Annotated in this window: 21 protein-coding genes and 1 riboswitch; of the genes, 18 read left to right on the top strand and 3 right to left on the bottom strand. The window is 38.3% G+C overall.

Annotated features, from left to right (window positions below; translation table 11 throughout):
• The first annotated feature begins 21 nt into the window (after positions 1-21).
• The 5 genes from mtaB to I5435_RS15070 all read left to right on the top strand — a co-directional run bounded on the left by mtaB (position 22) and on the right by I5435_RS15070 (position 3,555).
• On the top strand, positions 22-1,371 hold the full coding sequence (gene mtaB, locus I5435_RS15090; protein WP_024363045.1) for a tRNA (N(6)-L-threonylcarbamoyladenosine(37)-C(2))-methylthiotransferase MtaB: 1,350 nt from the start codon (positions 22-24) through the stop codon (positions 1,369-1,371).
• Between the two features lie 227 nt (positions 1,372-1,598).
• A complete protein-coding gene (gene deoC, locus I5435_RS15085; RefSeq protein WP_025220031.1) occupies positions 1,599-2,270 on the top strand; it encodes a deoxyribose-phosphate aldolase in 672 nt (223 codons plus the stop codon).
• A 193-nt stretch (positions 2,271-2,463) separates the two neighbouring features.
• Complete coding sequence (locus tag I5435_RS15080; RefSeq protein ID WP_024363043.1) at positions 2,464-2,691, top strand: spore coat associated protein CotJA; 228 nt, start codon at positions 2,464-2,466, stop codon at positions 2,689-2,691.
• A 4-nt stretch (positions 2,692-2,695) separates the two neighbouring features.
• Positions 2,696-2,947, top strand: coding sequence for a spore coat protein CotJB (locus tag I5435_RS15075; protein ID WP_029747265.1), 252 nt, complete (start codon positions 2,696-2,698; stop codon positions 2,945-2,947).
• Between the two features lie 38 nt (positions 2,948-2,985).
• On the top strand, positions 2,986-3,555 hold the full coding sequence (locus I5435_RS15070) for a manganese catalase family protein (RefSeq protein ID WP_024363041.1): 570 nt from the start codon (positions 2,986-2,988) through the stop codon (positions 3,553-3,555).
• A gap of 182 nt (positions 3,556-3,737) precedes the next feature.
• Here I5435_RS15070 and I5435_RS15065 read toward each other — a convergent pair whose 3' ends face one another.
• Together I5435_RS15065 and I5435_RS15060 are read right to left on the bottom strand one after the other, a co-directional pair.
• Positions 3,738-4,394, bottom strand: coding sequence for a potassium channel family protein (locus I5435_RS15065; protein WP_024363040.1), 657 nt, complete (start codon positions 4,392-4,394; stop codon positions 3,738-3,740).
• Between the two features lie 25 nt (positions 4,395-4,419).
• Positions 4,420-5,757, bottom strand: a complete 1,338-nt coding sequence (locus tag I5435_RS15060; protein WP_337982527.1) for a TrkH family potassium uptake protein — start codon at positions 5,755-5,757, stop codon at positions 4,420-4,422.
• 128 nt (positions 5,758-5,885) lie between these two features.
• Positions 5,886-6,028: riboswitch (cyclic di-AMP (ydaO/yuaA leader) on the bottom strand.
• Between the two features lie 255 nt (positions 6,029-6,283).
• On the opposite strand from I5435_RS15060, the gene rpsU reads away from it, so the two are divergent.
• From rpsU to recO, 13 genes are all read left to right on the top strand, one after another.
• Complete coding sequence (rpsU, locus tag I5435_RS15055; RefSeq protein ID WP_004227078.1) at positions 6,284-6,457, top strand: 30S ribosomal protein S21; 174 nt, start codon at positions 6,284-6,286, stop codon at positions 6,455-6,457.
• A 352-nt stretch (positions 6,458-6,809) separates the two neighbouring features.
• A complete protein-coding gene (locus I5435_RS15050; RefSeq protein WP_431808388.1) occupies positions 6,810-8,141 on the top strand; it encodes an NfeD family protein in 1,332 nt (443 codons plus the stop codon).
• A gap of 25 nt (positions 8,142-8,166) precedes the next feature.
• The gene (gene floA, locus I5435_RS15045; protein WP_370510659.1) at positions 8,167-9,150 is read left to right on the top strand and encodes a flotillin-like protein FloA; all 984 of its coding nucleotides are present in this window, start codon (positions 8,167-8,169) and stop codon (positions 9,148-9,150) included.
• A 27-nt stretch (positions 9,151-9,177) separates the two neighbouring features.
• Positions 9,178-9,669: a hypothetical protein gene (locus I5435_RS15040; RefSeq protein ID WP_337982526.1), complete on the top strand. Its 492-nt coding sequence runs from the start codon at positions 9,178-9,180 to the stop codon at positions 9,667-9,669.
• Between the two features lie 54 nt (positions 9,670-9,723).
• Complete coding sequence (locus I5435_RS15035) at positions 9,724-9,984, top strand: hypothetical protein (RefSeq protein WP_024363035.1); 261 nt, start codon at positions 9,724-9,726, stop codon at positions 9,982-9,984.
• On the top strand, positions 9,974-11,086 hold the full coding sequence (locus tag I5435_RS15030) for a sporulation protein YqfD (protein WP_337982525.1): 1,113 nt from the start codon (positions 9,974-9,976) through the stop codon (positions 11,084-11,086). The genes I5435_RS15035 and I5435_RS15030 overlap by 11 nt, the downstream gene beginning before the upstream one ends.
• Positions 11,087-11,088: 2 nt before the next feature.
• Complete coding sequence (locus tag I5435_RS15025) at positions 11,089-12,045, top strand: PhoH family protein (RefSeq protein WP_024363033.1); 957 nt, start codon at positions 11,089-11,091, stop codon at positions 12,043-12,045.
• Positions 12,046-12,522: 477 nt separating this feature from the next.
• Positions 12,523-14,643, top strand: coding sequence for an HD family phosphohydrolase (locus I5435_RS15020; RefSeq protein ID WP_024363032.1), 2,121 nt, complete (start codon positions 12,523-12,525; stop codon positions 14,641-14,643).
• Between the two features lie 9 nt (positions 14,644-14,652).
• The gene (ybeY, locus tag I5435_RS15015) at positions 14,653-15,126 is read left to right on the top strand and encodes an rRNA maturation RNase YbeY (RefSeq protein WP_024363031.1); all 474 of its coding nucleotides are present in this window, start codon (positions 14,653-14,655) and stop codon (positions 15,124-15,126) included.
• Positions 15,127-15,477 carry a diacylglycerol kinase family protein gene (locus tag I5435_RS15010; RefSeq protein WP_024363030.1) on the top strand — a complete coding sequence of 117 codons (351 nt, stop codon included), beginning with the start codon at positions 15,127-15,129 and terminating at the stop codon, positions 15,475-15,477.
• A 241-nt stretch (positions 15,478-15,718) separates the two neighbouring features.
• Positions 15,719-16,132 (top strand): cytidine deaminase, encoded by a 414-nt coding sequence (locus I5435_RS15005; RefSeq protein ID WP_029747264.1) that lies wholly within the window; start codon positions 15,719-15,721, stop codon positions 16,130-16,132.
• Positions 16,119-17,036: a GTPase Era gene (gene era, locus I5435_RS15000; protein ID WP_025220028.1), complete on the top strand. Its 918-nt coding sequence runs from the start codon at positions 16,119-16,121 to the stop codon at positions 17,034-17,036. The genes I5435_RS15005 and era overlap by 14 nt, the downstream gene beginning before the upstream one ends.
• A gap of 171 nt (positions 17,037-17,207) precedes the next feature.
• On the top strand, positions 17,208-18,002 hold the full coding sequence (recO, locus tag I5435_RS14995; protein WP_024363027.1) for a DNA repair protein RecO: 795 nt from the start codon (positions 17,208-17,210) through the stop codon (positions 18,000-18,002).
• A 29-nt stretch (positions 18,003-18,031) separates the two neighbouring features.
• On the opposite strand, the gene I5435_RS14990 is transcribed toward recO, so the two are convergent.
• A complete protein-coding gene (locus I5435_RS14990) occupies positions 18,032-19,459 on the bottom strand; it encodes an S-layer homology domain-containing protein (RefSeq protein WP_337982524.1) in 1,428 nt (475 codons plus the stop codon).
• Positions 19,460-20,099 lie beyond the last annotated feature (640 nt).

Below are 20,099 nucleotides of genomic sequence, written 5' to 3'. Positions count from 1 at the left end.
GTTGAAAGGATGAAATTAATTATGAGTTACGCGCCTCCAAAAACCGTATCTCTATATACGCTAGGTTGTAAAGTAAATCATTATGAAACAGAAGCTATTTGGCAACTGTTTAAAGAAGAAGGCTATGAACGTACGGAGTTTGATCATAAAGCGGACGTTTATGTGATTAATACATGTACAGTAACAAATACGGGTGATAAAAAATCACGTCAAGTTATTCGCAGAGCTGTCCGTCAAAATCCGGATGCTGTTATTTGTGTAACAGGCTGTTATGCGCAAACATCGCCAGCAGAAATTATGGCTATTCCTGGTGTTGATATTGTGGTAGGGACACAGGACCGTACAAAATTACTAGGCTATATTGAACAATATCGTAATGAGCGTCAACCGATTAATGCTGTACGCAACATTATGAAAAACCGTGTATATGAAGAGTTAGATGTACCGGCATTTACAGACCGAACACGTGCATCGTTAAAAATCCAAGAGGGTTGCAATAACTTCTGTACATTTTGTATTATTCCTTGGGCGCGTGGTTTAATGCGCTCTCGTGATCCACAAGAAGTTGTCAAACAAGCCCAACAGTTAGTAGATGCCGGTTATCTTGAAATTGTGCTAACAGGTATTCATACAGGGGGCTATGGTCAAGACTTAAAAGACTATAACCTTGCACAGTTGTTACGTGATTTAGAAGCGAATGTAAAAGGATTGAAACGTTTACGTATTTCTTCTATTGAAGCAAGCCAACTAACAGATGAAGTCATTGAGGTTTTACGTGACTCAAAAATCGTTGTCAATCATTTACACATTCCAATTCAATCTGGTTCGGATACGGTTTTAAAACGTATGCGTCGAAAATATACGATGGCATTTTTCGGGGAGCGCTTAACAAAATTACATGAAGCTTTACCAGATTTAGCTGTTACTTCCGATGTAATTGTTGGTTTCCCAGGGGAGACAGAAGAAGAATTTATGGAAACCTACAACTTTATTCGTGACCATAAGTTTTCTGAATTACATGTTTTCCCATTCTCACCTCGTACAGGCACGCCGGCAGCACGTATGGAAGACCAAGTGGATGAGGACATTAAAAATGAGCGCGTGCATCGTTTAATCGCTTTAAACGACCAACTAGCAAAGGAATATGCTTGTCGTTTTGAAAATGATGTGTTAGAAGTAATCCCAGAGGAATTTGTTCATGATGGTAGTGATGAAGAAGGTTTATTAACAGGTTATACTGATAACTATTTAAAAGTAGTATTTGAAGGACCTGAAAACCTTATTGGTCAACTTGTAAAAGTCAAAATTACACAAGCAGGCTATCCACATTCTAAAGGGCAGTTTGTACGTTTACTAGAAACGGTAAAATAATTGATAAAGGATTGTCTATCTGTTGAAGATGGACAATCCTTTTTACTTCATAATAATAAGCTTGTATGGGCATGATAAAATTTAATAATTTATAAAATTAGTGTTTGTAGCACATATTTTTATTGGCTAGACTGGCTCTCGTGTAACGATTATTAGACGGAAACGTGAAAACATGTTATCATTCCAAAGAGGTACGGACAACTTAAGTTAGAAGGAGCGCTTGTTAAATGAAAACAAATTATGCAAGTATGATTGATCACACGTTATTAAAGGCGGAGGCAACGAAAGAGCAAATTGAAAAGTTATGTGCTGAGGCTAAAGAATTTGGCTTTGCATCAGTTTGCGTAAATCCAACTTGGGTAAAATATTGCAGCGAGCTATTACAAAATTCAAATGTTTTAGTTTGTACCGTTATTGGTTTTCCGTTAGGTGCTAATACAACCGCTGTAAAAGTATTTGAGGCAAAAGATGCAATTGCTAACGGTGCACAAGAAGTGGACATGGTTATTAATATTGGGGCATTAAAAGACCAAAACTTTGAATTAGTGCAATCAGATATTGCTGCAGTGGTAGAAGCGGCTAAAGGCAGTGCGATTGTTAAAGTGATTATCGAAACATGCCTACTAACCGAAGAAGAGAAAGTAAAGGCATGTGAACTTTCAGTGGCTGCCGGAGCAGATTTCGTCAAAACGTCAACAGGTTTTTCTACAGGTGGAGCAACAGCAGAGGACATTGCCTTGATGCGCAAAACAGTTGGTCCAGAGCTAGGTGTAAAAGCTTCTGGTGGCGTTCGCAGTTTAGAAGATATGCAAAAAATGGTCGAAGCAGGTGCTACCCGAATTGGGGCAAGCTCTGGTGTAGCGATTGTAAAAGGCTTAATTGCAGATTCTAATTATTAATGTTCACATCATTTAATAGCGGTCTTTAGAAAATAGTGTATGGGGGATTTCTCCGGTACACTATTTTTTTAATTACCACTAAAGACCGTACTTCCAATCAACCATCTATATTACGCTAACTTGTCTATAGAATAATTAATTTTTCCTTCTCATATACTCGAATGACGTAAATGCGTTTTGAAAGGAGGATTTTATGTTTACGCAATTTAAATATTGGCGGCCTTATATCAGTCCATTCGACCCTTGTAAACCGATTGAAGTCAAAAGTTATTCAACACCTCCGCAATTGTATATAGGCTTTCAACCACCTGGACTACCACAATTTCAAACTGCCAAGGAAGCGCTGAAATTTGGCACTTTATGGCCTCAATTTTTTAGCCCATATCCGAATCCTGAGAGAGGTGAGATGAAAGGTGAGTAAAAAAATGCCACCAGAATTTTATGAGCTTCTCGAGGAAATTCAGGCCATCGATTTTGTTTTAGTTGAATTAAATCTTTATTTAGATACACATCCTCACGATTATACAGCGATCACACAATTTAATGAAAATGCTGAAAAAAGTATGCGCTTAAAAATTGATTTTGAGCAAAAATATGGACCACTCATGAACTTTGGAAGAAGCTATTCGAATTATCCGTTTAATTGGGTCGACACGCCATGGCCTTGGCAAGTGTAACATCTTATGAAAAATGTTTGGATTAGGGGGAAAGATGTTTGTGGTATTATGAAAAAAAGCTCCAATATCCAGTGAAAGTTAGTACATGTAACCCGATGCTTGCGAAATTTTTAATAGAGCAGTACGGGGGTGCTGATGGGGAGCTGGCTGCAGCACTTCGGTATATGAATCAGCGTTACACTTTACCTGATAAAGTAGTTGGTTTGCTGACGGATATAGCGACGGAAGAGTTTTCACATCTCGAAATGATTGCGACGATGATTTATAAATTAACGAAGGACGCCACGCCACAGCAGTTAAAAGAAGCGGGAATTGGTGATTATTATGTGAATCATGATAAAGCTTTGTTTTATCAAAATGCAGCCGGTGTGCCATTTACCGCAAGCTACATTCAGGCAAAGGGGGATCCCATTGCTGACCTTTATGAAGATATTGCTGCAGAAGAAAAGGCACGTGCCACATACCAATGGATTATCGACTTATCCGATGACCCTGATTTGAATGATAGTTTAATTTTCCTAAGAGAAAGAGAAATCATCCATTCCCAACGCTTTAGAGAAGCGGTCGAACTATTAAAAGAAGATGGTAACACAAAGAAAATTTTTTAAAATACGACATAAGGGATATTCGTACAGGTTTGCTTCTGTAACAAAACGTAGATGAGATAAAACTTAGCTGATAAGGCAAACGCTTGTGGATAACAACACCGTAGTGAAAATCAACGGTAAAGCAATAAAGTGTTAGATTATTGGTAGTCAATCTAACACTTTTTCTCATTTTGCTAATTAGCCTATTCAATATTGGAAAATTGCGCAATATCTTTACGATGACCAATCATGACTAAAATATCTTCTTGTTCAATTAATTGTTCTGGAGATGGAGAGATAATGATATCTACTCCTCTTACAATGGCAATAACACTGACATTGTATTTAGCACGTAGATCTAAATCGCGTAAATTTTTATTAGCCATTTTGGGAGGAATCATTATTTCTTCTATACTATAGTCTTTCGATAACTCAATATAATTTAACATATTAGGGGAGAGCAACTGATTTGCTACTCGCTCACCCATATCGCGTTCAGGATAAATAATCCAATCTGCGCCTACTTTATCTAATACTTGCCCATGTCTTTTCCCAAGCGCTTTAGCAATAATTTTTTTTATGCCAAGTTCTTTTAGCAATGAAACAGTTAAAATACTGGATTGCATATCGTTACCTATAGCAACAATGACACAGTCGAAATTTCCTATTCCGATGGAGGTTAGCGCCTTCTCTTCAGTCGTATCCGCAACGACTGCATGTGTTACATAAAGCTCGGCATCTTCAACCCGCTCCTCGTTAATATCGATTCCAAGCACCTGTTGGCCAGCTTCATGTAATCTTCTAGCAACACTTACTCCGAATCTACCTAAGCCGATGATGGCATATTGATTGATGGTCATAGTCGTTAGCTCCTCTTGAATTTAATTAACCGATCATTATATTTCCTTTTGGATGATGGAAAGCTTCTGGCTTTCGTCGTTTTGTAATAGCAAAAGCAATCGTTAGAGGACCAAGTCTACCAGCAAACATTGTTAAAATAATGAGTATACGACCAGCAGGCGTCAATTCAGGAGTTAGCCCCATGGAAAGTCCAACAGTACCAAAGGCAGATGTAGCCTCAAACAAATACATCATAAAACTATGTTTTTGTTCGGTAATGCTAAGAAAGATGGTGACAAACACCACAATGACCATCCCGCACATTGCCACGGTTAATGCCTTTAAAATGGTTTCAATCACAATTCTACGACGAAATAAAACAACATCTTCCTTCCCTCTAATTTGCGCCCAAAGCGTAGCAGCTAAAACGGCAAACGTTGTTATTTTAATCCCACCAGCGGTAGAACCAGACCCTGCTCCGATAAACATCAATAAAATAGTTAAAAACAATGTAGAGTGAGTCAAATCTCCGATAGGTAAAGTATTCGATCCAGCAGTCCTTGGTGTAACAGCCTGATAGAAAGAGCCTAAAATTTTACCCATTCCCGTTAAATCACCAATTGTTTTACTATTGCTATATTCAAATAAAAATATTAAAAGGGTAGAACCCACTGTTAAAATAACTGTGGCTGATAATACAATTTTAGAATGGACCGAAAGACGCTTTGTTTCACGATATTCATATAACTCATTCATGACGATAAACCCTAAACCACCAATTGTAATCAGCGCACAAATGGTTAACACAACAAATGGATCAGCTACATACGCTGTTAAACCTTGAAACCCTCCCATTAAGTCAAAGCCAGCATTATTAAAGTTCGAGATCGAGTGGAAAAAACCAAAGTAAATGGCTTTGCCAATCGGCATATCAAATGAAAATCGAATCGATAAGATAAGCCCTCCAATTAGTTCAATAAGTGCTGTAAATAACAAAATTCTTTTCACCAATTTCACAAGACCAGCCATCGAAATATTATTAAAGGCTTCTTTTAACAATAGCCTTTCTTTTAAAGAGATTTTTTTCCCTAACAACAAAAATAATAATGTTGCAAAAGTCATAAATCCTAAGCCCCCGATTTGAATAAGAGCCAGAATAACGATTTCACCAAACATTGTAAAGGTGTCTCCTGTATCAACTACAATTAAACCTGTTACACATGTGGCGGAAGTAGCAGTAAACAAGGCATTTAAAAAAGGTAGGCCATTTCCATCCTCTGTAGCAATCGGCAAAGTGAGCAAACATGCCCCAATAAAAATAATAATGGCAAAACCAAGTACAAGAATTTTTGGTGGACTTAAATAATGTATCAATTTTTTCATCGATGTCTCCTAACTGTTTACAAAACATGTGAGCCTTTCATATCCATATTTGGGCATAAGAAAAAGACCCTCATGGTTAGAATGTTGGATTGGGCATCACAAAAAAACTAATGAATGGTGGTCTTTATGACCTCCTTCGCTTTAGCCGACGAAGTTAGCTGACGGGTAGGATGGCGAAAGAGAACTCATCCCTTCTACATATGCAGAATTAACCCCAAAATATTGGGTCCTCCGTACTCACAAAAAATTTGAGATTTGGCTGTTATGAAATTGAATGGGATTATTTTACGCCCAACTAATATTTTTTGTAAAGCCCTTATTTAAAATAAAATTTCTTCACCTTATTGTTCACGTTAAAGCGCTATAAAATTCGGACAAAGTGGGTGTAAAAAATTCTCTGAACTATTTCGAATACTTTCTATTGACCGTTAAAAGACAATACGGTATAATTTTTTAGTACACAACAGTTAGTTATTAGCCTAATTCGATTGTGTATTGACGTGTGTTCGGAGGGAGGGAAAGAGAGATGTCAAAAACTGTCGTTCGCAAAAACGAATCGCTTGAAGATGCTCTTCGCCGCTTCAAACGTACTGTATCAAAAAGTGGTACAATTCAAGAAGTTAGAAAGCGCGAGTTCTACGAAAAACCTAGCGTAAAACGTAAAAAGAAATCAGAAGCTGCACGTAAACGTAAGTGGTAATTTAATTTCCCATTAAAAATCCCTACGTTCAAAACACGCAATTGTATGATTCACTGAGCAGACAATGATATACCTGGAATTAATTGCACTAGCGATTAATTCTGGGTATTTTGCATGATGCTCCATTTTGCGGTACATATTCGAAAAAAAGGCCGAATGAAGTCACTCAAGATTTCATTCGGTTTTTTCATATCCATTATCAACACAACTATTAAATCCATCCAACCGAAGATAAAAAACAACCTTTCATTAAAATTTCACTGTATAATAAAAATAAACAATATTTTGTGAAACTTATTACAAAGTCTCTCGTATATACAGTAGAGAAGCATGTTAGAAGGGAGGGAAAAAGATGCGACAAAAAAGGAGAATACTAAGCTATATCATCATCATTTGGATGACAGTTTTGGTAGCGTTTCCATTGACTACAGCTTTCGCGAGTAGCAAGGTTTACCACGTACCGATTCATGATGAAGTAGAACGTGGACTTCACGCATTTTTGGAACGAGCTTTTAAAGAGGCAGAAGAAAATTATGCAGAAGCGATTGTACTGGAGATACATACGCCGGGTGGATTCGTCAATGCAGCTAGTGACATCGCCATGCTTATGGATGCCACAGAAATTCGTACAATTGCTTTTATTAACAAAGATGCGCATTCCGCTGGTGCTTTTTTAGCCTTACATGCAGATGAAATATATATGGTACCAAATGGAACAATTGGCGCAGCGGCTGTCATCGATTCAGTGGGGAATGCAGCGGACAATAAGGCGCATAGTGCGTGGTTAGCACAAATGCAGGCAGCAGCCGAAACATCTGAACGTGACCCGAAATATGCATTAGCAATGGCTGATCCAAAGATTAATTTGCCAGAATATCGTGCTGGGGGAGATAATTTATTGACATTATCTGCTGCAGAAGCAAAAAAGGTCGGCTATTCTGAAGGAACGGTTGCTAACTTTCAAGAGCTTTTGGCGGTAACGGGGCTAAAAGGTAGTGATATTGTACCGATTGAGCCAACATTCGCTGAAAAAATTGCTCGTTTTATTACGAACCCGCTAATTATACCTATTTTGTTGTCCGTTGCTAGTTTAGGGCTTGTTATGGAGCTCTATTCGCCTGGATTTGGCGTTCCGGGTATAATGGGGTTGTCAGCTCTCGGATTATTTTTCTTCGGTCATATGGTGGCAGGCTTTGCAGGATATGAAACATTGTTACTTTTCATCGCAGGGCTAGCCCTCGTTATCGCAGAATTTTTTGTCCCCGGAGGCATTGTTGGTATTTTAGGTGGTGTGCTTATAATACTTAGCTTGCTGCTAGCAGGTGCGAATATAACACAAATGATTATAGCGATCGTTATTGCACTTGTAGTAGCCATAATAGGAATGGTGGTCCTGATGAAATTTTTCGGTAAAAAAATGCATGTTTTAAACAAGTTAGTGTTGATGGATGCAACAACGACGGAAGAAGGCTATGTGTCTAACGTTAATCGCACAGAGTTGTTAGGAAAAGTGGGGGTAACAATTACACCGCTTCGTCCTGCAGGTACAATTCGTTTTGTTAATGAGCGTATTGATGTAGTATCAGAAGGTGGCTACGTTGATGTAGGCAAAAATGTAGAAGTAATTAAAGTTGAAGGCTCACGCATTGTCGTGAGACAAACAGAAAAAGAGATGGAGGAATAACAACATGGGATTTGATTTAGCTCTAATGGGTCCAATTGTCGGGCTAGTCTTATTATTTATTGTAGTCGCTGTATTCTTTACTTTTGTACCAGTGGCGCTGTGGATTTCAGCTCTTGCAGCAGGTGTCCGCGTTAGTATTTTCACATTAATCGGAATGCGCTTACGTCGTGTCATTCCATCGCGTATCGTCAATCCGTTAATTAAAGCCCATAAAGCTGGCTTACCAGTAACTATTAATCAGTTAGAAAGTCACTATTTAGCAGGTGGTAATGTAGATCGTGTCGTAAATGCACTAATTGCTGCTCACCGTGCGAATATTGAACTAACATTTGAACGTTGTGCTGCGATTGATCTTGCGGGTCGTGATGTATTAGAAGCGGTACAAATGTCGGTTAACCCAAAAGTAATTGAAACACCATTTATTGCAGGTGTTGCAATGAACGGGATTGAAGTAAAAGCGAAAGCACGTATTACTGTGCGTGCTAACATCGAACGTTTAGTCGGTGGTGCAGGGGAAGAAACAGTTATTGCCCGTGTAGGTGAAGGGATCGTTTCTACAATCGGTAGTGCAACAAGCCATACAACAGTCCTTGAAAATCCGGATATGATTTCGCAAACCGTGTTATCTAAAGGCTTAGACTCGGGAACAGCATTTGAAATCTTATCGATTGATATTGCGGATGTTGATATCGGTAAAAATATCGGTGCGGAATTACAGATTGAACAAGCGCAGGCGGATAAAAACATCGCCCAAGCGAAAGCTGAAGAACGCCGAGCGATGGCGGTAGCAAATGAGCAAGAAATGATTGCCCGCGTTCAAGAAATGAAAGCGAAAGTAGTGGAGGCAGAAGCAGAAGTTCCGCAAGCGATGGCAGAAGCTTTACGCTCTGGTAATCTTGGTATTATGGATTACATGAATTATCGTAACATTCAAGCGGATACAGCTATGCGTGATTCTATTTCTAAAGTAAGCCTAGATAAATCAGAACCAAATGAACCGAACGTATAACATACGGAAAGGAGCGAGTGCTAACAAATGGAACAACTCATTTTATTTGCAATTATTGCCATAGTCAGCTCGCTTTTCGGAAAATTAAAAAACCCAAAAGAACAAAAGCCAATGCCCCCTTTCAATAAATCGGCGCAACCTTCCGCTTATAAGGAAGTAGATGAGCCGATGCAACATCAGCCAACGACTAAAAGGCAGAGCTTCGAGGATTTTGCACGAGAGTTTTTAGGGGAAATGAAAGCGGAAATGACGACAGACATGCCGGAAAAACGAGTGGAACCAAGAGAGGAAAGTGTGAAGGAACACATTCCTAGCTATGTAGCACCACCGTTAACGCCGACTGAACCTTCTAGTCGTAAAATTGAACGACCTAGCCTTGGTCGTTTAGCTGCAGGGAAAAAAGAAAGAACAGTTGCAGCATCCAATAATGGATTTCAACTACCAAATTCTCAAAAGGCAATTGTGCAAGCAGTGGTAATGGCTGAAATTTTAGGTCCGCCAAAAGCAAAACGAAAATAACTAGCATGTCCTCCTTTTTTGGCGCATATATTGCCGAAGAAGGAGGCATTTTTTATGAAAAAATTATTTCAATTAACGCCACTACTTGAATTAACACAGTATGAAACATTAAAAATTATCGGTCCATATCGCTTTTTACATGCGGACGCTACATCGTGCTCGTTTATTTATGCAGATTATCATATTATTGTGCGTGGAAAATCCGTTGCTATAAATGCAATTAAAGAAGAAATGCTTCATCTTTCAGTAGAGGATTTGCAAGAATTACATGTGAAAATGACTAAAGATTTGGGTGTGAGCAATCATGTGGAATAATCGACCGATTATCATACGTATAAAGCGTCATGAAAATGTTCATCCTTTTATTCAAGCATTGCATGCGCAACACATACCATTAAAGCGTGTCGTCTTTCGGGAGCAAGAAGTGACATTTGAAACGCATATGGGGTACTTGTCTAAAATTCGCCGTACACGCAGTCGCTATCGGCTTAAAATGACTGTTCATTATGCAGATGAACAACATGTTTTTCGAGCTCAACTTTGGACATTGCTTGGTTTGTTTATTATGATTTTAATCCCTTTACTATGTGCGCAAGTAGTTTGGCGCGTCGATATTGAAGCGGCTACACCAGAATTGCAACAACAAATAGAGCGAACGTTTCAAGAAACTTTTAGGCTAGAAACACCTATGACGAAAAAAGTGTTACCGTCAGATGCAGTAATTCGGCAAAGTCTGTTAGAAAAGCATCGAGATTTAGCATGGGTGCATATTGAAAAACACGGTGGTCGAGTTATTTTAAGACCACAGGAATCGCCTAAGAAAACGGAGCTGACAACAGAAAAACTTGCCACGCATTTAGTCGCTACAAAAAGTGGTGTTATTACACACTTTAATATTCAACATGGTGAGCGGAAAATTTCTGTAAATGATACAGCGTATGATGGGGACGTTCTAGTTAGTGGTGTCATTGAAAGTGGGGATGATCATGTTTTTGTTGGGGCAAAGGGAGAGGTATTTGCTGACTATTGGCTTGAATGCACATTTAAAATACCAACGAAGCTAACGCTCCAATCTTTGCAACAAAAGCAATGGCGTGTAGTCGTGAAAGGTATTCATAAAGAAGCGGTTGATTATGTACAAAAGAAAGACTTACCAAGTTGGTTAGATCCTTATGTTTCCATTGTGGAGGAACAGCAAACAAAAACGATGGAAATTACATTAGATGAATCTAAAATAGACACGTTGTTAATGCCACTACTTCATGAAAAGATGTTGCAATCCCTTCCTGCAAAAACAGTTATTAAGAAAGAAAACCTTTTACAGGCGAAGTGGGGGAATGGTACAGTTGAAGGGAAAGTTCTATTTTTAGTCAATGAAAACATTGCAAGTCCAATACAAGGGCCACAAGGAGAATGATTATGTCAGAACATTTAACTGTATTACAAGTGGATAATCCAAATGAAGCGGTCATGTTACTAGGTATATCTGATGCGAATATGAAATTGATTGAAGAGGCACTTCGCGTTCATATTATTACGCGCGGTGAGCAAATTCAGCTTGCAGGTGAAGAAGAGGCAAAAGAACAAGCGACATATCTTTTACATGCATTATTAAAAGTTATTCGCAAAGGCATTAATATCGACCAACGGGATGTAGCAACCGCAATTGAAATGACACAAAAAGGAACAATTGAATATTTTGCAGAACTTTACGATGAAGAAATTGCACGCACGACAAAAGGGAAACCAATTCGTGCTAAGACAATTGGTCAACGAGAATACATACAAGCGATTCGTCACAAAGACGTTGTTTTCGGTATTGGTCCAGCAGGTACCGGAAAAACGTATTTAGCGGTAGTAATGGCTACACAAGCGCTTAAAAATGGGCATGTAAAGCGTATTATTTTAACTCGTCCTGCCGTAGAAGCAGGAGAGTCATTGGGCTTCCTTCCAGGCGATTTAAAGGAAAAGGTGGATCCGTATTTACGTCCACTCTACGACGCATTAAACGATATTTATGGCTCGGAACAAACTCAACGTCTAATTGAGCGAGGAACGATTGAAATCGCGCCATTAGCGTATATGCGAGGACGTACATTAGATGATGCTTTTGTAATTTTAGATGAAGCGCAAAATACAACACATATGCAAATGAAGATGTTTTTAACACGTCTTGGCTTTGGTTCAAAAATGGTTATTACTGGCGATAAAACGCAAATTGACCTTCCTAAAAATACAGAGTCAGGATTGATTGTTGCGGAACGCACGTTAAAATATGTCAAACCAATACATTTCCAAATTTTAGAGCAAGGCGACGTTGTCCGCCATCCAGTCGTAGCAAAAATTATCCAAGCTTATGAGGAGCAACAACTTTAAAATAACCGCCTAAGGCGGTTATTTTAAAGTCTGTACCGAAAGCGAAGCGACAGGTACAACGATAGAAAAGTCTGTACTGAAAGCGAAGCGACAGATACAACAATAGAAAAGTCTGTACGGAAAGCGAAGCAACAGGTACAACAATAGAAAAGTCTGTACCGAAAGCAAAGCGACAGGTACAACAATAGAAAAGTCTGTACCGAAAGCGAAGCGACAGGTACAACGATAACCCTGAACACAGCGTAGCGGTGGAGGAGACTTAAGCAACGCCCGCGGAAAGCGAGCAATCCGTAACGGAAATCAATGGCAAAAGTTTGAGACCAAAGCGAAGTGACAAGTCAACGAATTATGCATATATAAGGTTAAATGTGACGGCTATACATATACGTATAGCTGTTTTTTTGCTTTCTTTATACATTTTTCGGGAAAAATGTTTTTTGAATTGGTATGATAGAAGATAGATAGGGGAGGTGCCAAATGGAGAAACAACTTCAGAAAATTACGGAGCTTATTGGATTCCGCTACTTTTTGATTGTCGTTCTCATCCTTACAGGAGCATTACAATTTACATTTATGTATGGCAATGTAAAGGGTGTTACATATGATTTTAAACCGTTGCAACTTGCGTCAGAAACAGTAAGATCAACGAAAACCATCGAAGATACCGTGAAGACACAGCAGGAACGAGAAAAGGCTGCTAACGCAGTTACGCCCGTCTATCAATTTTCTGAAGACGTCGCTAAGCAACGTGTAGCAATCGTGACGTCTTTATTTGATTATGTCCTCGAAGTGAAAAAGGATGTCGAAAGTAGTAAGGACCCTGTTGCAACTGTCGACCAAGTGGCAAAGCTCCGGAAAAAATTAGAATCCATTGATGTGGATCAAATGCCTGTCGTCTTTACCGATGCACAGTTAGAAGGCTTATTACAACAAAGTGAAGCCGATTTAAAGCGAACAAGCATACAACTATCAAAACTTGTACAAGAATACCTAGAAAAATCAATTCGAAAAGAAAATGTGTTAGCTGCTCAAAATGATTTTGAAACCAAAATACGTGGACAGCGTGGCTATCCTGATAGGATTTTAAGTACCGTCGTATCAATTGGACGTGCTAGTATTATCGAAAACGAAACCATTAATGAGGAACAAACGAAAGTTAGAATAGAACAAGCAAAGGAAGCCGTTGAACCAACACGTATTCTACAAGGTCAAATCATCGTACAAGAAGGTCAGATTATTGATAATGAGGCTTATCGCCAGTTAGAGCTACTGGGTATGGTGAGTAATAAAGCATCACTGAAGCCGATTGCAGGGCTAATTATTTTAACGTTCATTCAAATGATATTTATGTATATTTATTTTGATCGCTGGGAAATCGAAGAACAGAAAAAGCGCAATGCATTACTCGTAACCGTTATTGTGTATAGTTTTTCAATCCTGCTAATGAAGTTTATAAGCTTAGTGGCAGATGGGTTTGATGTGACAATTGCCTTTTTATTCCCAACAGCGTTAGCTACAATGCTTGTACGTCTACTCGCTGATGATCGAGCTGCAGTCCTTATTACTGTCATGACAGCTGCTTCAGCAGGGGTTATTTTCCAAGAAGGATATTCTTCTGTAATGCAAATGGAAATTACTTTGTATATCATATTTGGTGGCTTTGCGAGTCTATTCTTTATGCGTAGTGTAGAAAAACGCTCGCATATTATGCAAGCGGTTGCCGTGATTTCTGTTGTAAATATGGGCTTTATCGCATTTTATTTATTAATGACACAATCATCTTATGGTTTATCTGAGCTATTGTTTTACTTTATAGCCGCGATATTATCAGCACTACTATCTGGTGCGCTAACGATGGGACTATTGCCATTTTTTGAGTCAGCCTTTAGTTTGCTCTCCACATTACGTCTCATTGAGCTATCCAACCCAAATCATCCATTGCTGAAAAAGCTACTAATGGAGACACCGGGAACATATCATCATAGTGTAATGGTAGCGAATCTAGCTGAAGCGGCATGCGAAGCGATAGGTGCGGACGGATTGCTCGCACGTGTCGGTTGTTATTATCATGATATTGGCAAAACGAAACGACCAGCTTTCTTCATTGAAAATCAAATGTCAGGTATGAATCCGCATGATTCCATGCCTCCAGAAACAAGTGCTGAAATAATTATTGCGCATACAACTGATGGCGCAGAAATGCTAAGACGTTATAAAATGCCACAAGAAATTATTGATATTGCGCTACAACATCACGGTACAAGTCTGCTTAAATTTTTCCTTTACAAAGCGAAGGAAGAAGGAAAAGTAATAGATGAGGCAAAATTCCGTTACCCAGGACCAAAACCTCAAACGAAGGAAGCCGCGGTAATAAGCGTTGCTGATAGTGTGGAAGCGGCGGTTCGTTCGATGAAAGAGCCAAATGCTGAGAAAATTCATAAACTCGTTCGAGCAATTATTGATGACCGTGTACAAGATCATCAGTTTGATGAATGCGATATTTCGATAAAAGAGTTAAAATGTATAGAGCAAGTACTTTGTGAGACGTTGAATGGGATTTTCCATTCCCGTATTGAATATCCAAAGGCAGATAAGTAGGAGGCACTAATGATTTTAACGATTGATTTTACAGATGAAACAAATGAAGTGACAGCACAACATACGGAGCTTGTAGAAAAGCTTTTACAACATGCTGCAAAAGTGGAAAAGATTGAACCTGAAACAGAAGTATCAGTAACTTTTGTCACAAATGAGGCTATCCAAGAAATTAACCGAGAATACCGCGATAAAGATCAACCTACAGATGTGATTTCCTTCGCGCTAGAAGAATTAGGCGAGGGAGAAATGGAAGTAACATTTGAAGGCATGCCGCGCATTTTAGGTGATATTATAATTTCCACGGATCGCACTAAGGAACAAGCAGAAGAATATGGACATTCATTTGAACGGGAATTAGGCTTTTTAGCTGTCCATGGCTTCTTGCACTTATTAGGTTATGACCATATGGTACCTGAAGATGAAAAGGTGATGTTCGGCAAACAAGAGGAGATTTTACAAACTTTTGGCTTAGGACGTGACTAAATGAACTTACGCAAATATTTACGTTCATTTGGATATGCTTTTGAAGGAATAATCACAGCATGTAAAGAGCAAAATTTTCGATCTCATTTGCTTAGTGCGTGCATTGTTATCATTGCAGGTTATTTCACAGGTTTATCACGAGTTGAATGGTTGATTGTGCTATTATTAATAGCACTGATGTTTGCGCTTGAAATGATCAATACTGCGATTGAGCGAGTTGTAGACTTAGCATCAACAGACATTCACCCACTCGCTAAGCAAGCTAAGGATGTTGCAGCGGGTGCGGTGCTTGTATTTGCGGTATTCAGTGCTATAATCGGTTTACTTATCTTTATACCGAAATGGTTTTAGTTTTGTTCCATTACAAGCTACCACTTCGCTATGTGAGGATAAACGCCAACTATGCTCTTATGCATGTGTGGTTTAAACGCTGGCAAAAATCAATTGAAAACCCCAGCAAATGTCACAGATTTTGGAGAGGCGCTTTTCAAGCAGGCTCGAAAAAATCTAGACGCAATTACGCTGTGGCGTAATGGATAGTGCCTAGTCAAAGAGGCATATTTGATTTTTATGTAGAGGAGAATTAGCATAGATGAAGATAGATATGCATGCATTACTAGAAGAGTCAAAAAAAGCACGCGAGAAGGCATATGTTCCCTATTCAAAATTTAAAGTGGGAGCTGCGCTTTTGACTAAAAATGGCGATATCATCCACGGCTGTAATATTGAAAATGCTGGCTATAGTATGACGAATTGTGCGGAGCGTACGGCGTTTTTTAAAGCCATTTCAGAAGGTGTTTATGATTTTGAGGCAATTGCGATTGTAGCGGATACGGAAGGCCCCTGTGCGCCTTGTGGAGCTTGTCGCCAAGTGATGGTGGAGTTTTGCCCACCAACAATGCCTGTCTATTTAACAAATTTAAAAGGTGATGTCACGGTAACGTCAGTTGGCGAATTAGTACCGTTTGCATTTACAACGGAGGATTTAGAGAATGCTGGAAAATAATACTGGCTATAAGTCAGGCTTTATCTCAATTATTGGAAGACCAAATGTTGGGAAATCTACATTTTTAAACAGAGTCATTGGTCAAAAAATTGCCATTATGAGCGATAAGCCACAAACAACACGAAATAAAGTACAAGGTGTACTGACAACAGATGATAGCCAAATGATTTTTATTGATACACCAGGAATCCATAAGCCAAAGCATAAGCTAGGCGATTTCATGTTAAAAGTATCTAAAAATACATTGCGTGAAGTGGACGTTATCATGTTTATGGTAAATGCGGAGCAAAAGCTTGGAAAAGGTGACGAATTTATTTTAGAAATGCTCGAAGGTAATCCAACGCCTGTGTTTCTAGTAATAAATAAAATCGACCAAGTTCACCCAGATGAATTAATGGGTATTATCGACAGTTATAAGGAACGTTATGACTTTGCGGAAATTGTGCCGATTTCAGCACTTCAAGGTAATAATGTTGAAAACTTACTAGCAACACTTACTAAATATTTACCTGAAGGCCCACAATATTATCCTGCCGATCAAGTAACAGACCACCCCGAGCGCTTTATCATTTCCGAGTTGATTCGTGAAAAAGTGTTACATTTAACACGTGAGGAAATTCCGCATTCCATTGCAGTAGTCATTGATAAAATTCGTCGTGATGAAGAAAACGAAGGAAAAATTCGTGTAGCCGCGACAATTATTGTAGAGCGTGATTCTCAAAAAGGCATTGTGATTGGGAAGCGTGGAGCATTACTGAAAGAAGTAGGAATCCGAGCTCGTAAAGATATCGAAATGTTATTGGGTTCTAAAGTGTATTTAGAGCTATGGGTAAAAGTGCAAAAGGATTGGCGTAATAAATCGACACATCTTCGTGACTTTGGATTCCGCGATGATGAATATTAATTTTCTTCGTAGGGCTTAATGGTTTCAACTGAAGTCTACCGTATCGAGTTATTGCAGTGGACAAGTGTTCGTTGAAGTAATGCTTGATTCAGAAGAAGGGAAAATGGAGCTGTCCAAATATGTTGGAGAGCTCTATTTTCATGGAAAACTTGAAAAAAAGGAGGGGGATGGATGCTTTATAAATGGGAAGGTATTGTGCTAAAGGTGCGTGCGTACGGGGAATCCAATAAGATTGTGACGCTACTAACGCGAGAAGCTGGTAAAGTAGCAACGATGGCGCGAGGGGCCAAAAAACCTTCAAGCAGATTATCAGCTGTGACACAGCCCTTTACATATGGCATGTTTATGGTGCAGCATCATACAGGTATGGGCACTTTGCAACAGGGAGAGCATCTCAATTCAATGCGTCATATACGTGAGGATATTATAGCGACAGCCTATGCGAGCTATATTATGGAACTAGTGGAACGTGTAGTGGAAGAGGGAAAAGCAGAACCTTTTGCATTTGAAGTACTCTTGCAAGCATTACAAGCAATTGAAGATGGCTATGATCCGGAAGCTATTACCCTTTTTGTAGAGTGGAAAATGCTCCCTTATACGGGTGTGCAACCGATACTCCATGCTTGTGCTTCTTGTGGTGCAGTGGATGGAGAATTTGCCTTTTCTTTTGCACAAGGAGGTTTCTTATGCCACCGCTGTTATCAGCATGATCCATATATTATTCGCCTAACACCAACACAGTTAAAGTTAATCCGAATGTTTTATACCGTTCCAATTGATCAGATTGGTAAACTGGAATTGAAAAAAGAAACAAAATATTTCATAAAAAAAATTATTACAACGATTTATGAAGAACAAACTGGAATCCGCTTTAAAACAAAGAAATTTATTGAGCAATTAGAAAGAACGCCTGAATTACAGTTAAGACCATCTACAGATAAAACAGAAATGCCAGAGGACAATTAATGTACCCTCTGGCATTTTTACATAATGAATTAGTAGTCTTCCATATCATCATATAAATCGTAATAAGTTGCCCATTTACCTGCAATTTTCATAAATTCAACATTTAAATATGCAGTTTCTCCATTTTTTCCAGTTACATGGATCATGGCATTGCCCTCTGCTAACGGTGTTACAATCAATTTGTTTCCATTAAGTACTGCTTTGACTGGTACTTTGTAAGTTGGATCAGAACCATCATCTAAATCTTCTAATGCAACTTGTACTGGTTCAAATGATAAATAATCGCTTGTAAATGTTAGTTCGTCGGTTAATTCGTAAATGTCAATACTACGTACAAAATCATACGTATATACATCAGCCGCCATTATTTGTTGTTGGGTACCATTTGTGAAAGTTAATAAGTATTGTCCATCTTTAAAAATCGATAGTGTTGTATTATTATTTTTCGTTTCTAGTGCATAGGAATCCGAAGATAAAGCCTGTCCATCGGCTGTTTGTATACTTACTTCTGTAGGTGCGAACGTTAAATCCGTTTCATTTAAGTTGAGCGGTAGATGTTCTAAATAGTCTTCTTCCTTTACTTCTTCAAGCGTTGTTTGTAGCTTACCGTCTACAGTTTTTACATGAACTAAGAAAAAGAAATCTGTGAACTCTTCTGTCTCTTCGCTAAAACCAGAAATGACTAATTTACCAGTACCTTCTTTTAAAGGCTTAATCGTAATGGTATTTGTCATCATCTCTTCGTCATCCCATGTGAAAATATCCTCTGCGGGTTCAATTCCACCATAAGAAGCGAAAATATAATCTTGGTTAAAACGACTTGCAGAAATCATAGCATTATGTTGAGTGTTTTCTGCTCTTACTACAAAAGAAGCTAGTTGAGAACGTTTTACATAGCTTTGAGGGCCAAAGGTAGTCGGTGTCGTGCCTTTTGTAATGTTATTAGAAAATAATGTTTGAATATATGGCTCATATTCACTGCCAGCTTCTACATCTGTAAAGGGAATATCAATATCATCAGTAATTGTTAAATCAAAGCCCTTGACAATCATTTTCGACAATTGACCACGTGTAATTTGTTTCGTTGGGTTGAAATAACCATTAGAGCCTCGGATAATCCCTGCTTCTGCTAGTGCAGCGATGGCACCGTAGTTTTCATTGTCAGGGGTAATGTCCTTAAAGTTAGGATTTTTTACATGAACAGTATCAAGATGTAAAATGCCTGCTAAAATTTTGGCAGCCTGTGTACGGGTAATAAAATTTGCGGGCTTGAACGTGCCATCTGGATAGCCGGATATAATTCCACGCTCTGCTAAGTTTATGATTGCTTTCCCTTCCTCTGTTGAGGGATTTATATCGGGGAATGATGAAGCAGCATATGCTGGGGGTGCTATGACAATGGCGCTCGTTGCGATAGTTGTTGCCATAACCAGTTGATAAAAACGATGTGTATTCAATTTGTTTCCTCCAATGTCCATTTTTATAGCTTGCTTTTTTCTAGTAAAGATCCTTCCTATGTACAGTTTCAAACTTCCGGACGATTGATTGCGAATGGTTGGTATTACTATGTATTGTTAAAAATACGTACTTTAACACAAAAGATTAACTATAATAATATATTTATAACAAATTGTTGAAGGTGAGAATAGAGGGAATATTATCCACTATAAAATGGGAATTATGAGATATAAATAGCAATGAGCTTATGCTACTAGGAAAAAAAGATTAGTAGATAACATTTAGTGAGAAATTTTTTGTTTTTTAAGCCATTCTTTATATTAATAGAAAAATGGCTATTTTTTATAAATATACATTTATCTATATTTTTAAATAGGTCAAATGAAATATAACATTGCCTGAATATCGATAAAAATAAATAAAATAAATAAGAAAAAATAACTAATTTTTAGCCGGTTTATAATATATGCATAGTATTAACTAATCATTTAAGCCCCATATACTAGTTGAAAAGGAATTTTAACCTATGATATTGTAAAGATACAAAGAAATGTCATATTAATTATTCTTGTATAATTATACGAATTAAAGTTTAGGAATGTAATTTCAAACTATTTTAAAACCATGCCTCTATCAGCA

It is taken from the genome of Lysinibacillus sp. C5.1 (assembly GCF_016350185.1).
GTDB lineage: Bacteria > Bacillota > Bacilli > Bacillales_A > Planococcaceae > Lysinibacillus > Lysinibacillus sphaericus.
This window is presented reverse-complemented; position numbering and strand designations above follow the sequence as displayed.

Excerpts from the sequence above, each read along its gene's own strand:
- recO (WP_024363027.1), top strand. The coding sequence starts at position 17,208 with ATGCTTTATAAATGGGAAGGTATTGTGCTAAAGGTGCGTGCGTACGGG.
- I5435_RS15025 (WP_024363033.1), top strand. The coding sequence starts at position 11,089 with ATGTCAGAACATTTAACTGTATTACAAGTGGATAATCCAAATGAAGCG.
- I5435_RS15075 (WP_029747265.1), top strand. The coding sequence starts at position 2,696 with ATGCCACCAGAATTTTATGAGCTTCTCGAGGAAATTCAGGCCATCGAT.
- ybeY (WP_024363031.1), top strand. The coding sequence starts at position 14,653 with ATGATTTTAACGATTGATTTTACAGATGAAACAAATGAAGTGACAGCA.
- I5435_RS15005 (WP_029747264.1), top strand. The coding sequence starts at position 15,719 with ATGAAGATAGATATGCATGCATTACTAGAAGAGTCAAAAAAAGCACGC.
- rpsU (WP_004227078.1), top strand. The coding sequence starts at position 6,284 with ATGTCAAAAACTGTCGTTCGCAAAAACGAATCGCTTGAAGATGCTCTT.
- era (WP_025220028.1), top strand. The coding sequence starts at position 16,119 with ATGCTGGAAAATAATACTGGCTATAAGTCAGGCTTTATCTCAATTATT.
- I5435_RS15050 (WP_431808388.1), top strand. The coding sequence starts at position 6,810 with ATGCGACAAAAAAGGAGAATACTAAGCTATATCATCATCATTTGGATG.
- I5435_RS15040 (WP_337982526.1), top strand. The coding sequence starts at position 9,178 with ATGGAACAACTCATTTTATTTGCAATTATTGCCATAGTCAGCTCGCTT.
- I5435_RS15020 (WP_024363032.1), top strand. The coding sequence starts at position 12,523 with ATGGAGAAACAACTTCAGAAAATTACGGAGCTTATTGGATTCCGCTAC.
- floA (WP_370510659.1), top strand. The coding sequence starts at position 8,167 with ATGGGTCCAATTGTCGGGCTAGTCTTATTATTTATTGTAGTCGCTGTA.
- I5435_RS15030 (WP_337982525.1), top strand. The coding sequence starts at position 9,974 with ATGTGGAATAATCGACCGATTATCATACGTATAAAGCGTCATGAAAAT.
- I5435_RS15010 (WP_024363030.1), top strand. The coding sequence starts at position 15,127 with ATGAACTTACGCAAATATTTACGTTCATTTGGATATGCTTTTGAAGGA.
- I5435_RS15035 (WP_024363035.1), top strand. The coding sequence starts at position 9,724 with ATGAAAAAATTATTTCAATTAACGCCACTACTTGAATTAACACAGTAT.
- I5435_RS15060 (WP_337982527.1), bottom strand. The coding sequence starts at position 5,757 with ATGAAAAAATTGATACATTATTTAAGTCCACCAAAAATTCTTGTACTT.
- deoC (WP_025220031.1), top strand. The coding sequence starts at position 1,599 with ATGAAAACAAATTATGCAAGTATGATTGATCACACGTTATTAAAGGCG.
- mtaB (WP_024363045.1), top strand. The coding sequence starts at position 22 with ATGAGTTACGCGCCTCCAAAAACCGTATCTCTATATACGCTAGGTTGT.
- I5435_RS15080 (WP_024363043.1), top strand. The coding sequence starts at position 2,464 with ATGTTTACGCAATTTAAATATTGGCGGCCTTATATCAGTCCATTCGAC.
- I5435_RS15065 (WP_024363040.1), bottom strand. The coding sequence starts at position 4,394 with ATGACCATCAATCAATATGCCATCATCGGCTTAGGTAGATTCGGAGTA.